This window comes from Pseudomonas sp. MF08875, assembly GCF_059862525.1.
Window position 1 is genome coordinate 14,998 of the sequence record NZ_JCBCUW010000062.1, and the last position, 12,799, is coordinate 27,796.

Annotated in this window: 9 protein-coding genes and 1 pseudogene; 4 read left to right on the plus strand and 6 right to left on the minus strand. The window is 64.6% G+C overall.

Annotated features, from left to right (window positions below):
* The first annotated feature begins 194 nt into the window (after positions 1–194).
* From AC19YT_RS25230 to AC19YT_RS25240, 3 genes are read left to right on the plus strand one after another with little or no spacing between them, the layout of a single operon-like run.
* Complete coding sequence (locus AC19YT_RS25230; RefSeq protein WP_500611220.1) at positions 195–1,103, plus strand: helix-turn-helix transcriptional regulator; 909 nt, start codon at positions 195–197, stop codon at positions 1,101–1,103.
* A complete protein-coding gene (locus AC19YT_RS25235; protein ID WP_095106678.1) occupies positions 1,100–2,680 on the plus strand; it encodes a hypothetical protein in 1,581 nt (526 codons plus the stop codon). The genes AC19YT_RS25230 and AC19YT_RS25235 overlap by 4 nt, the downstream gene beginning before the upstream one ends.
* Entirely contained in the window at positions 2,677–5,502 is a 2,826-nt protein-coding gene (locus tag AC19YT_RS25240) for an AAA family ATPase (protein ID WP_256576489.1), read from the plus strand. The genes AC19YT_RS25235 and AC19YT_RS25240 overlap by 4 nt, the downstream gene beginning before the upstream one ends.
* Here AC19YT_RS25240 and AC19YT_RS25245 read toward each other — a convergent pair.
* The 3 genes from AC19YT_RS25245 to alkB all read right to left on the minus strand — a co-directional run bounded on the left by AC19YT_RS25245 (position 5,499) and on the right by alkB (position 10,463).
* Positions 5,499–9,014 (minus strand): hypothetical protein, encoded by a 3,516-nt coding sequence (locus tag AC19YT_RS25245; RefSeq protein WP_500611221.1) that lies wholly within the window; start codon positions 9,012–9,014, stop codon positions 5,499–5,501. The two genes, AC19YT_RS25240 and AC19YT_RS25245, sit on opposite strands and share 4 nt — an antisense overlap.
* A gap of 161 nt (positions 9,015–9,175) precedes the next feature.
* A complete protein-coding gene (locus tag AC19YT_RS25250) occupies positions 9,176–9,787 on the minus strand; it encodes a DNA-3-methyladenine glycosylase family protein (protein ID WP_500611222.1) in 612 nt (203 codons plus the stop codon).
* Between the two features lie 4 nt (positions 9,788–9,791).
* Positions 9,792–10,463 (minus strand): DNA oxidative demethylase AlkB, encoded by a 672-nt coding sequence (gene alkB / locus AC19YT_RS25255; RefSeq protein WP_500611223.1) that lies wholly within the window; start codon positions 10,461–10,463, stop codon positions 9,792–9,794.
* A gap of 249 nt (positions 10,464–10,712) precedes the next feature.
* Here alkB and nadA point away from each other — a divergent pair, with 249 nt between their 5' ends.
* Entirely contained in the window at positions 10,713–11,771 is a 1,059-nt protein-coding gene (gene nadA, locus AC19YT_RS25260) for a quinolinate synthase NadA (RefSeq protein WP_095106686.1), read from the plus strand.
* Between the two features lie 59 nt (positions 11,772–11,830).
* On the opposite strand, the gene AC19YT_RS25265 is transcribed toward nadA, so the two are convergent.
* The 3 genes and pseudogenes from AC19YT_RS25265 to AC19YT_RS25275 form a co-directional block, all read right to left on the minus strand.
* Positions 11,831–12,319, minus strand: coding sequence for an RDD family protein (locus AC19YT_RS25265; RefSeq protein WP_095106688.1), 489 nt, complete (start codon positions 12,317–12,319; stop codon positions 11,831–11,833).
* A gap of 96 nt (positions 12,320–12,415) precedes the next feature.
* Positions 12,416–12,628: a cold-shock protein gene (locus tag AC19YT_RS25270; protein ID WP_003175786.1), complete on the minus strand. Its 213-nt coding sequence runs from the start codon at positions 12,626–12,628 to the stop codon at positions 12,416–12,418.
* Between the two features lie 54 nt (positions 12,629–12,682).
* Positions 12,683–12,799, minus strand: a pseudogene (locus tag AC19YT_RS25275) (IS30 family transposase); the annotation flags it as partial.

Genomic DNA, 12,799 nt, shown 5'->3' on the forward strand with positions numbered 1-12,799 from the left:
TGAGTGGCCGTGACGAATGGCAGGGAGCGGACAGTGGCTCCCACTGGGAAGGGGGCGCTAGCGAGTCATCAGAGGAAGTGCTTGATTCCACGAAAATTGATGGCACATTGATACGCAAATGAAATTGTACTGACATCACCTGTCAGTGCGTCTGCGTAAGCTCGCGTCATCTTCCAACGGATCTGGACATTCCCATGCCTTCCCCGCCCCACGACACCCTGGCCAATCGCCTGGCGCAGATCCTTGTGCAGTTGAATCAGGGCGAACCGGTGTGCCGCTATGACCTGGCGGACCGTTTCGGGGTCAGCGAGCGCACCATCTACCGCGACCTCAATCGCCTGGGCGGCAGTGTCGAGCGTCTGGCAGACGGGCGTTATCGCCTGAGCACGGCGTCCCAGGGTGCGCTCGACCCCCGGGACCTGGAGGTGTTTGCCAGGCTCACCGGGGTCAAGGGGTTGTTCCCCGACAGTGGCCACCGCTTTTTGCGTTCGCTGATCGACCCGCAGGCGCCGAGCCAGTTTCTGGTCAAGGGCCATCACCACGAAGACGTGCGCCCCCGCGACCGCCAGTTCCAGCACCTGACCCAGGCCATCGCCCAGCACCAGCGCTGCCACCTGCTGTACGGCGAAAAGCCCCGTGAGCTCGAGCCCTATCGCCTGGTCAACAACAAGGGCATCTGGTATTTGGCCGCCACCGAAAACGGCCAGTTGAAGGCGTTCAGCCTGGGCCGCATCAGCCTGCTGCGGGTGGGGCGCGAGACGTTCACGCCGTGCCCGACCATCGCGCGGCAGATCGAAGAAGACGACGACATTTGGTTCAGCACCACCAAGGTCCAGGTACGCCTGAGCGTCGCCCCCGCCATCGCCTATTACTTTTTACGCCGCGCCGTGGTGCCCGCCCAACAGGTGCTGGACCACGCCGCCGACGGCACGCTGACCCTCAGCAGCGCGGTCGGCCACGCCAACCAGATTCTGCCGATCATCCGCTATTGGATGCCCCATGTGCGCGTGCTTGAGCCCGCGTGGCTCGCCGCGCAATTGCGCAACGAACTCGAACACTACTTGCAGCACGCCCCACCGCCCCCTACAGGAAGCCAGCCATGAATCAACAGGTAAACGGTCCCGACGCTAACGCACTGACGCCGCTGGACCCTGAGCTGTTGTCCAGCGAGCAGTACCAGGAACACCAGGCCGACGCCGTGGAGCAGAACGTCTTTGGTGGCGAAGAAAACGCCGTCGCCACCACGGCCCTGGTGGCGCAGTTCGTGCAATCGCGCGAGCAGCAGGCCGAGCGGCCGCTGGAAGACTGGCTGGACGAAGAATTCAGCAAACACCCGCACCTGTGGCAGAGCCCCGCCCAACGCCAGGCCAGCGCCAAGGAAGTGATCGAGTCGGTCACCCATGGCTACGCCGCGTCGCGCTCGTTGCACGAACACCTGGCCCGCGGCCAGAGCGAGGCGAGCTGGGTCGCCCGCGAGCTGGAAAAAGCCGCCGGGGTTGCCGGCAACGTGGGCGTCGGCCGCTACGCCACGGCCATCGACGTCGCCCTGGCCGAGGCCACCGCGGGCGCGCGGGTGATGATTACCAACAACAACGGCGATATCAGTTTTTCGCCCAACCTCGACGGCTACATCGCCGAGCAGCACCACGTCGATACGTTCAACATCGACGCGGTGACCAAGGGCAGCGAGTACCGCGCCCGGGTGGTCAACTCCAATGAGCTGAATTCGGTCGATATCCAGATCGTCGACGGCCAGGGCAACGTGGTCCACGAGTACCAGTCCAAGTACGGCGCCGACGCCGAGGCCACCGAACGCCTGTTCAAGCGCGGCGAGTACGGCGAGCAGAAGCGCCTGGTGCCCGAAGGCCAGGCCAAGGACGTGCCCGACAGCACCGAAACCATCGAAATCGACGGTGTGCAGTCCGAGCCCCTGAGTAAAGAGCAGGCCGGCGAATGGCAGCGCAAAGCCCGCGAAGAAGCCGAAGCGCGGCAATACGACTGGAACGACACCAACCGCATCAACATTGCGAAGAACCTTGGCAAACAGGCGTTGATCGGCGCCGGTATCGCCGCCAGCCTGCAAGGCGTGCGGATTCTGGCGCGCCGCGCGTGGAACCGCTTCAAGGGCCGCGAGAACCCGGCGGCCAGCGCCGACCTCAAGGCGTTCTTCGACAGCTCCCTGGACAGCACCCTGCAAGTGGCGACCCAGGTGGCGGTGTCTGGCGCCCTGGTGGTGGCGGCGAAAAACGGCCTGCTGGGCCCGGTGCTCAAGCGCACCCCGGCCGGGCGCATCGCCAACATCGCCTGCATCGCCGTGGCCAACGCGAAAATCCTGCACAAACTGGCCAAGGGCCAATTGAGCGGCGGCGAAGCGGTGGAGTTGATGGGGCAAACCACCGTCTCCACCCTGTGTTCCCTGGCCGCGGCCTCCAAGGGCGGGGCCATGGGCGCGAGCATCGGCACCGTGTTCGGCCCGCCGGGTATCGTGGTCGGCGGGTTTGTCGGCGGCGTGCTGGGCGGCATGGCCGGTGGCGTTATCGGCGAGCGCGCGTTCAACGCCGGTAAACACCTGGTCAAGACCGCCGTGGCGGTGGTCAACAGCGTCTCGGCCAGCCTGGCCGAAGGCGCGCGCAACCTGGCCAAGGGCCTGGGCAACTTGGCCAAGGGGTTGTTCGCATGAGCGCCGCCTTCACCGCGTTGCAAGTCAAGCTCCACGCTCACCTGGCGGCCGGTTACCCGGGGTTCTACATCCACTCGGGCGAGGAGGCGCGGGTTGACCGCATCCTGATGCGCCTGGGCGAGGAGGCAGGCCTGCACCTGATGGAGTGGAACCTGGCCTATGGCTGGGTCAATTTCACCACCAAGCAGCCGCGCACCGCAGACGCCCAGACCGACCTGGCCCATTGCCTGCCGATGCTGGCCGATGAAGACCTGGGCGACAAACTGATCGTCATCAAAGACGCGCGCCTGGCCCTGGAAAACCAGCCCCTGGCCATTGCGCGCCTCAAACAGTTGCTCAACCGCATCCAGCGCCATCACCGTGGCCGCTGCGCCGTGGTGCTGGTGGGCGAGAGCCTGTTCGTGCCGCCCCAGGTCGAAGCGCAAATGACCTTGCTGGCGCTGCCATTGCCGGGGCGCGAAGACATCCTCGCCCTGGTACAACGCTGCGCCAGCGAGCTGCCCCTGAGCATTCCCCGGGCGTTGCTGCCGCGCCTGGTGGCCACGTGCAGCGGCTTGAGCGAAGAGGAAATCCGCCAGGTGCTCGCGATGGTGCAGCCGTTGCACCCGCAACTCGACGACGGGGCATTGAGCCTGATCCACCACGAAAAAGAGCAGATCATCGCCAAAAGCGGTGTGTTGGAGATGATTAAGGTCGGCGAAACGGCCCACCACATCGGTGGCCTGGAAAACCTCAAGCATTGGCTCAAGCGCCGCGCCGAAATCTTCCGCCGCCTCGACGAGGCCGGGCAGGCCGGCGTCACCGCGCCCAAGGGCGTGCTGATTGCCGGGATGCCGGGGTGCGGCAAATCCCTCACCGCCAAGGCCGCCGCCAACCTGTTCCAGTTGCCGCTGCTGCGCCTGGACATCGGCTCGCTGCTGGGCAAGTACGTCGGCGAAAGCGAGCACAACATGCGCCGCGCCCTGACCATGGCCGAAAGCGTCAGCCCCTGCATCCTGTGGATCGATGAACTGGAAAAAGCCTTCGTCGGCATCGGCAGTGGCGAAGGCAGCGAGGTGTCGTCCCGGCTGTTTGGCTACTTCCTGACCTGGATGCAGGAAAAAACCGGGGCGGTGTTCGTCATCGCCACCGCCAACAACATCAGCGCGCTGCCCGCCGAGCTGCTGCGCAAGGGGCGTTTCGACGAAGTGTTTTACGTCGGCTTCCCCAACGCCCAGGAACGCTCGGCGATCCTCGCCATTCACCTGGGCGAGGACTGGGCGGGCTTCACCGAAGCCCAGCAACAGACCCTGGCCGCGCTATGCCGCGACTACTCCGGGGCGGACATCCAAAACGCCGTGGGCGAGGCCCGCGAAAGTGCTTTCCTCGACGGCCATGCCCTGGCCCACGAAGACGTCGAACGGGCGATCCGCGCCACCGTGCCGCTGCGCGAAACCCTGCGCGAGCAGGTCGGCAAGTACGAAATCCTCTTCGAGAAACTCAAGCTCAAACCCGCCTCGCGCATCGACGGCTTGAGCATCGCCCAGATGATCCAACTCACCGACAGCCCCAACCCGGTGCGCCGCAACGAGGTGGCGTGCCACCTGGAATGCCCCGACGACCTGCTGGAAAAACTCAGCCGCGACCACGACCCGCAAGTGCGCCTGAGCGTGTACCGCAACCCCAACTGCACCGAACGCCTGCTGGCCGCGTGCCTGAGCAAGGACAAGCGCGCGGCGGATTTCGACCTCGACGCTTACCACCTCAGTTGCCTGCACCCGCGCGCGCCCATGGACCTGCTGGCCAGTGAGCTGGGCAAGTGGAACGGCAGCGGCGAGCACATCCAGGAGGCCGCGCTGCTGGCCTGCACCCACCTCACCGACGACGTGCGCCTGGCGCTGTTTATCCAGAGCAAGCAGCACTCCACGCGCCTGGCTATTTGCCAGAGCAGTTGGCTGTCACCGCCCTTGCAAGGCCAGTTGCTCGACAGCCTGTGGGAGGTCAAAACGGTCAATACCGGCCTGCAAATGCAAGCGCTGATCGCCAACCCGGTGCTGGACCCGGCCCACCACAAGCGCATTGCCAACCACCCCGTCGAAGACATGGTCGATAGCTTGCTGGTGCTGGAGAACCTCTCGGAGCACGCCCAGGCCATTCTCGTGGGCGACGGCCGGCACTTCGAGGCCTTGGCGCAGAACCCGTGCATCGGCAAACACGCGCAGTTGTCGCTGCTGTTATCGGCGTTGCCGGAACACGCCAGCGAGGTGCTGGAGGCGCTGAAACCGGACTCCACCTCGCCGTTCTTCCACCAGACCTATGAGTCGCTGCCGTTTCGCAGTTGGCGCTTTCAGACGGTCTACCAGGCGCTGTCGAAGAACCCCAACCTGTGCCCCGAGGCGGTGAAAGTGCTGGTGGCCTTCGAGCAAAGCGATGAACTGTCGACGATTATGTTCAACCTGGCGCGCAACCCGGCCCTGCCGCCGAGATGGCAGATGGCGTTCGCGCAGGGCGATAACGAGCCGTTGAAACGCCAGTTGGCCGACAACCCCAACCTGCTGGCCGAGGTGGCGGTGCAATTGAACGAGCAAGGTGTCGAAGCCGCCGAACAGGTGGCAGGTACTGGCGCGGTGATGGGCACCATGGGCTCGTTGATCCCTGGGGTCGGTGCTTCGGTCAACAGCGCGGTGCTGGCGGCCTTGCACAGCGTGGCGGCCGGCAAGGCCAAGGCCAAACCAGCCACCCTGGCCGACCTGCTCAAGGGCCATGCCGAAGGCCAGGTCGGCACGGTGAAGCTCAAGGCCGGCGGCTTCTTTGGCGCGTTCTTCGACTCGGGCAAACCCTAGGCCGACTGGCCAGGCTCCTCGGGTGGCACCTGGGGCGCGGGGAAGTCTGCCAGCAGGTCGCTGATCTCGGGTTTTTCCTGTAGCGGTGGCTTGAGCGGCGCCAGGCTCGCGAGAAACTGCGCCCACGGGTCGGGCCCTTGTGTGACTTGCGCCAAGGTGAGGGGCACGTTGAGGGCGTCGCTCAACGCCTGGCTGGCGCTCATCAGGTGTCGGTCAACGATGAGGCTGGCAATCTCGTCGGTGCGCGGGGAATTGAGGGTGTTGGGGACGAGCGGCAGCGGTTGATCCTGGGGCGCCGGCACAGCGGGCAACTGTTGTGCCAGGGGCCGCAGGCGCACCCGGGATACCGCATCGGTGATGGGCTCCGTGCCGCTTAAATGGGCGCTCAGGTCGAACGGGAGCTGAATCACCGCATCCGGTTCGGTAGAGGTGAAGGCGTTGTGGTGGTCTTCGCTCAGGTCCTGACGGGCGACGATCAAAAACTGGGTGGCAAACACCTCGAAAATCTGTACGGCGCCCTGGTAGACACAGCGCAGCAGGAGGCCGTAGTGCGCCCTCGGCGCTGTCGCGGCGGCGGTTGGCGTAGCCAGGGTGAAAAAGCTCAGGTGCCCGTATTCCAAGGCTTCGCGTTGAGCCCGTGACAGTTGGGACAGTTCGTAGCAGAGGATCTCGATGTACGCCTGTTTGATTTTCATGACCTGGCTATCGAACGCAGCGGCATACAGGCTCTGGGCGTCGTTGAGCCGAGCAAACTCGCGGGACAGGCTCGGGTAATCGATCTGCCCACCGGGGCAGTGCCACTGTTGGGCGCGGTGCTTGAGTTGCCCGGCGCTGTGCAGCTCCACCAGCGAATACAACCGGGCATCGGCCGAGGGGGTGTCGCCGGGGCGCCTGGCCAGGAGGCGCTGTTCCAGGGCGGTGTTGTTGGGGAAGACCCAGCGCAGGTCGGCCAGGGCGCTCTGGTGCAGGGTCACGACAGGTTCTTCCAGGCTTTGCAGCGCCGCTATCAGCGCTTGGCGCTGGAGGTTCAGGGCTTTGATCGCGGCCCGGTAGTCCTTGGGCGGGAAATGGGCTTTGCGTTCGAGGATGCCATTGACCACCGCCCAATCGAGGATGAACTGCACCGCGGCATCGGAATCGAGAAAGACGCGGCGGGTCGGGTTGGTGGGGAGATGGCTCAGGGCAATGATGTCCAGGTAGGTCGCTTCATGGGATGAGCCCAGCCGCAAGTGCTCCAGGTACAACACGTGCTGCCTGACGATCAGCCAGATCTGCGAACTCATGTGCGGTGCCGAACTCTCGATGCCCCGCAGCAACAGCTCAGGCGCCGTGCCTGCGAGCAACAGGTGCATGGCCAGTGGGCGTTGTAGCCAGCCTATGCCGCTTTGCGCCAGGTGCTCATCCAGGCTCTGGTAGACCGCGCTGGAGCGCTTGCCCCAGTTGTCGCTGTCCATCAGGTCGAATCCCGCTACCTGGTTGCTGAGCACGGAAAAGTCGGGGTCCAGGCTCAAGAGCAGGGCCGTCAGGGTTCTCGCGTTGCGGTGGGCGCGGGCGAACAGAGGCGTGTCATCGCCTGGCGGCCAGGTCGTGGCCGTGCCCAGGCGTTCGGCCAGGTGCTGCGCCCGGGGGCTGTTGAGTATCCGCGCCAGCAGATAATCCCCTTCGGCACGGATGCCAGGCACGAATTTGTCCTCCACCTGGGCCTGGCTCAAGTAGTGCAGCAGGTTGGGATGGGGCTCGGGCACCGTGGTGGCGATGATGCCCAGGATGTTCTGGCGCTCGGTGGCCGTCAGCCGTTGCACGGTGCTAAGGGCTTCCTGCAGGGCCCGCCAGTAGCCGCCCAGCAGGGGTGGGTTGCGCAGCTTGATGCGCAGCAGCCGCGTGCCCACTGTCGCCCGGCTGGCGGGGTGTAGCCCGCCGAGGCGGTAGAGGGCCATCAGTTGCTTGAAGGTGGCGCTCGCATCGCTGCTGATCTCCCCGCCCGTCTTGCTTGCCCGTTCAAACAGCGCCTGCGTCAGGTCATGCAGCCCCTCCACGGCCTGTACCGCGTCCTGTAGTTGTACGCGCAGGCCACTTCGTGTGCGGGCAGTGATGCGGCGGTCAGCGCTTAGCCGGATCTGGCTGTCGGGCGACAATTGATGGGCGCTGGCGATCTCCTGAAAACGTGGGTGTTGCGTCAATTCGCGCAAGTGCTGCGCGGCGGCCGCCAGGAAGGGGCGATAGGTATGCGGGTCGACCTCGATGACGGGCCAATCGTCCATTTCGCTCAGCGGTTTGTCGGTGGCCAGTAGGGCTTGGGTCAGGCTGTAGTAGTCGTTGTGGGCACCGATGTGGCGCTGATGGCTGCGCAGGTCTGAAGCGGAAAAAGCACACTCGCTGACCGGCACGAACGCGGGCGGCTGGCGTTGGCGCAGGCGGTAAATCAGCGCGTCGAGTTCATGGGCGTTGGTGGCCGGGGTGAGATCGTAGGCGTGCAGCAAGGCCTGGAGGCTGAAGGTGCGGTTGGTGTGCACCTCGATGTCGAGTTGGACCAGAAGCTGGTTCAAGGTGTGCCACGGCGCGCCCAGGCCCGCGTCGATCAGGGTGCCCGCCGGCAGGCTAGGCCTGGTGTTGGCTGGCGCAACGGGGAAAAGCCCCTCCTGGGCACGGGCGTAGTAGCGGCGCGATGGCGGTATGGGCTGGCCGGAGTCGAGGGCGTGGGCATGATAGTCGCGGATTAACTGCTTGAGCTGCCTGGAAGCTGTGTCCATGGTCCGCGCCAGCCAGGAACCGGACCCCAGAATCACCCGCTGCTGGTTCAGGACCGCGAGGTCGATGACACGGTTTTCGCGCGAGGCCTGGTCACGGTGAGCGGCAAGCACCTCGGCCAAGTGTTGGAAGTCGCTGTATTGCTGCTCCAGCTCATTGTGGATTGCCGAGAGGGAGCGGCCCTGTTCGGTAAACAGGGGAAAGGCCTGCAGGCTGCCCAACTCCTCAAGCATTTGCCGGGCTTGCGGGCGGTTGTGCGGCAGGGGGTAGCCGTGAAACGCCAGGATCGACGCCAGGGGCAGCGCCGGTTCTGCTTCGTCGATATACGCCAGCCCCAGGTTCGCCACATCAATGCTGTGGGCCACGCTGAGGATGGGGTTGGCCAGCGCCCGCCAGCCGCTGTCATCGTCCAGGGTAAAGGTGACCGGGCCTGTTGGGGTGCTGGCCTGCAATGAAGTGCTGTGTAGCACCAGGCTGTCGAGCTTGAGCGCGTGGCGCTTGGCCCAATCGAGGAAGGCCGGGGCGTTGATGGCCTTGCGGTACACGCTCAGCCAATGGCCCAGGGTCGAGTGCTGCGGCACTGCACGCTTACCCGGTTCGCCCAGGCCTTGGGTGCCGGTGTTGGCCATGGCCCACAGTTCGTTGTACAGGTGGGTAATCAGGCGCGGGTCTTGTACCCCCGGCAGTTGCAGCCCGACGCCGGACTCCAGGGGCCAGGACAGCGGGTTGTGCTCGTCAGTGTCGAGGGGGGGAGATTGATTCATGCAGGGCGCTCCGTCGGCGAGCGCTCCACGGTGAAGCGCTCAGGCAGGCTTGATCCTGTTCGGTTGGCGGCGCCGCACATAGATGCCGGTTCAGCGCGGTGTGTAGCGGGTCTCGGATGGAACGGCAGGCACAGCGCCTGGGAGGGAGTAAGCCGCTGGGTTCAGACGCGCCACAGGTACCATGCGGCCACGGTACGGTGCGGGCTCCAGGCCTGGGCGAGCGCGCTCATCTGCCGGGCGGTGGGGCGGGCCGCCAGGCCCTTGAGGCGGCGATAGCCTTCGCATACGCCGAAGTCGTCGGCGGGCAGGATGTCCAGGCGTTCGAGGGTGTAGATCAGGAGCATCTCTACGGTCCAGCGGCCGACGCCGCGCAGGCTCACCAAACGCGCGATCAGCGCTTCGTCGTCCATTGCCATGGCTTCTGCGTAGCCAGGCACCAGGCCACTTTCGGTGGCGGCGGCGATGCCGTGCAGCGTCTGCAACTTACGCGCTGAAAAGCCGCAGGCGCGCAGGGCCTCGGGGGCGGTGGCCAGCAGTTGCACGGGGCTGGGGAACGCCTGCCCGGGGTACAGCGCCAGCAGGCGCCCGAGAATCGCCTCGGCGGCGCGGGCGTGCAGTTGCTGATAAGCGATAGCCCGCACCAGCGCTTCGTAAGGGTCGCGGGTAGGTTTGGCGGCATGCAGGCACGGGCCGACGCGGGCGATATGGGCGGCCCAATCGGCATCCAGCGCACTGAGAAATTGGCTGGCGCGGTGCAAGGCGTCTGCGTTCATGGCCTCAACCGGCCTTGCGCATCGTCAGGTTGATGCGCCGTGCGCCCAGCAACGGGTGCTCGCCGGCCTTGAGGGGCAGCACGCCGTGGTAGCGCAAACGGTCGGCGCCGCCCCACACCGCCACATCGCCGTGCAGCAGGGGGATGCGCAGGGCCTTGTCGCTGCGCTCGAAACCGCCGAATTGGAACACCGCCGGCAGGCCCAGGGACACCGAGACAATCGGGTGCTCGAAACTGCGCTCGTTGCGGTCCTGGTGCAGCGACAAACGCGAACCGGGCAGGTAGTGGTTAATCAGGCAGGCATCGGCGGCGAAATCGGCAAAGCCTGCGGCCAACGCGGCGGCTGTGGCCAGTTCACTGAAGGCGTGGGGCATCGCCGGCCATGGCGCCTCGCGCAAGGGGTCCAGTGGGCTATAGCGGTAGCCGCGGTGGTCGCTGGTCCAGCCCAGGCTGCCGCAATTGGTCAAGGCCACCGACAAGGTAAAGCCGCGCACAGTGACCATATGACGAAAGGGCGAAACGGCCTGAATCGCCTGTAACGCCGGCAGCAACTGATCCACCCAAGGCAGCGCAAACCCGCGCAACACCCAGGCCTGGGCGCCGATCTGCAGGGTGGTGGGCTCGGGCGTGTGGTGGGCGAACAGGTCCGGGGTGTATGGGCCGTTGGGGGCTGGCATGGCAGATCTCACTCAATTGACCCGGCAGCAAGCGGGTTGTGGGGCAGTCTATACCCAGCGCGCCACGCGCATCACTGCGACTCTTGCGGTGTATGGCAGGGCTTTTGAATCGGCCGGTTATTCTGTAGCCTTGCGCAGCTTCAACGCTGTCCACCTGATGACTTTCCATTCTCCCGGCGGTATCCGAAAGGGTCCGGAGCCGGGTGTATACTCGACTTTCGCGCGAAAGCGCCTGCAGGTCTTGCGATCATGACGCACATTTCCGAACGCCTTCTGGTACAAGCCCACCTCGACGCCAAGCAGCCCAAACCGCTGACCGCCGCGCAAGAGGCCGATTACCGTGCCGCCATCGCCGCCGAGCTCAAGGCTCAGGACGCGGTGCTGGTGGCGCACTTTTATTGCGACCCCGTGATCCAGGCCCTGGCCGAGGAAACCGGCGGCTGCGTGTCCGACTCCCTGGAGATGGCCCGCTTCGGCAACGCCCACCCGGCCAAGACCGTGGTCGTGGCCGGGGTTAAGTTCATGGGCGAGACCGCGAAAATCCTCAACCCGGAAAAACGCGTGCTGATGCCTACCCTGGAGGCGACTTGCTCCTTGGACCTGGGCTGCCCGGTGGAAGAATTTTCCGCTTTTTGCGACCAGCACCCCGAGCGCACGGTGGTGGTTTATGCCAACACGTCGGCGGCGGTCAAGGCGCGTGCCGACTGGGTGGTGACGTCCAGTTGCGCCCTGGAAATCGTCGAAAGCCTGATGGACAACGGCGAAACCATCATCTGGGGCCCGGATAAACACCTGGGCACCTACATCCAGCGCAAGACCGGCGCCGACATGCTGCTCTGGGACGGTGCGTGCATCGTCCATGAAGAGTTCAAGTCCAAGCAGCTCGAAGACATGAAGGCCCTGTACCCAGACGCCGCTGTCCTGGTACACCCGGAGTCGCCGACCTCGGTGATCGAATTGGCCGACGCCGTGGGCTCCACCAGCCAGTTGATCGCTGCCGCCCAGAGCCTGCCGAACAAGACCCTGATCGTGGCCACCGACCGCGGCATCTTCTACAAGATGCAGCAGCTATGCCCGGACAAGGTCTTTATCGAAGCGCCCACCGCCGGCAACGGCGCGGCCTGCCGCAGTTGCGCCCACTGCCCGTGGATGGCGATGAACACCCTGGAGCGCACCCTGCAATGCTTGCGCGAAGGCTCGGGTGAGATTTTCGTCGACCCGGCGCTGGTGCCCCAGGCCATTCGCCCGCTCAAGCGCATGCTCGACTTCACCGCCGCCGCGCGGCTCAAACTGTCGGGCAACGCCTGAAGGTTAAAGCCGGATAAAAAAACGCCCCGACTGGTTCGGGGCGTTTTCGTGTAGGTGCTTTACTTTTTCTTCTTGGGCACCCGCACCACGCAGGTGTCGGAATAGATGTCGTGCCAACTGCGTTTTTGCTTGTCCACCAGCACCCAGAAAAAACCCAGGCCCAGGCACAGCAGCGATGCAATCGACACCACAAAGCGCAGCAGCGCCTGCCACAGGCTGATGGCAGTGCCGTCGGGGTTTTGCACACGCACGCACCACACCTGCATGCCCAGGGTCTGGCCGGACCAGGTCCAGAACTTGGCGAAGAAGCCAAACAGCACGAACAGCAGCACGGTGGACAGCAAAGGGTCACCGTCCAGGGCGCCGGACTCGGTCAGGGTGCGCATGCGTTCTTCGCCGATAATGGCCATTTGCACCATCTTGTACAGGCCGGCGGTGCAGATCAGCAGGGCGGTGCACAGCAGGAAGTCGTAGAACATGGCAGCCAGGCGACGGCCGAGGGTGGCGACGGGGAAGTCGCCCTGGGGCGTGAGCGGGTGTTTCGACATGACAGCCTCTGGCCAAAAAAGAAGCCATTTTACGGCTTTACGCCCATAAAAAAGCCTCTGATGTCAGCATCAGAGGCTTTTTGTCGAAGCGGTGAATCAGGCTTCGGCTTGTACTTCATCAGCCTGCATGCCTTTTTGGCCCTGCACGGCGACGAAAGTGACTTTTTGGCCTTCTTTCAGGCTCTTGAAGCCGTTGCCCTGAATGGCGCGGAAATGTACGAACAGATCCGGACCGCTTTCTGGAGTGATAAAACCAAAACCTTTCTCGTCGTTAAACCACTTGACGGTGCCGCTCTGACGTTGGGACATTTCTTATTTCCTTTGAAGCAATAAATTGATGGCAGCCTCTTTCGCAGCCTGAATTCAACACATAAGTGCAACGCTCACCCCTGTATGCACTTCGTACGGCGTCTTCCAGCCCAAGCGCTTGCGCGGGCGTAGATTGATCCTCGCTACTGTCCGATTGACGGCTTCGACGGT

Bases quoted from the DNA above. Each gene is read 5' to 3' on its own strand.
- AC19YT_RS25230 (WP_500611220.1), top strand. From the start codon at position 195: ATGCCTTCCCCGCCCCACGACACCCTGGCCAATCGCCTGGCGCAGATC.
- AC19YT_RS25235 (WP_095106678.1), top strand. From the start codon at position 1,100: ATGAATCAACAGGTAAACGGTCCCGACGCTAACGCACTGACGCCGCTG.
- AC19YT_RS25240 (WP_256576489.1), top strand. From the start codon at position 2,677: ATGAGCGCCGCCTTCACCGCGTTGCAAGTCAAGCTCCACGCTCACCTG.
- AC19YT_RS25245 (WP_500611221.1), bottom strand. From the start codon at position 9,014: ATGAATCAATCTCCCCCCCTCGACACTGACGAGCACAACCCGCTGTCC.
- AC19YT_RS25250 (WP_500611222.1), bottom strand. From the start codon at position 9,787: ATGAACGCAGACGCCTTGCACCGCGCCAGCCAATTTCTCAGTGCGCTG.
- alkB (WP_500611223.1), bottom strand. From the start codon at position 10,463: ATGCCAGCCCCCAACGGCCCATACACCCCGGACCTGTTCGCCCACCAC.
- nadA (WP_095106686.1), top strand. From the start codon at position 10,713: ATGACGCACATTTCCGAACGCCTTCTGGTACAAGCCCACCTCGACGCC.
- AC19YT_RS25265 (WP_095106688.1), bottom strand. From the start codon at position 12,319: ATGTCGAAACACCCGCTCACGCCCCAGGGCGACTTCCCCGTCGCCACC.
- AC19YT_RS25270 (WP_003175786.1), bottom strand. From the start codon at position 12,628: ATGTCCCAACGTCAGAGCGGCACCGTCAAGTGGTTTAACGACGAGAAA.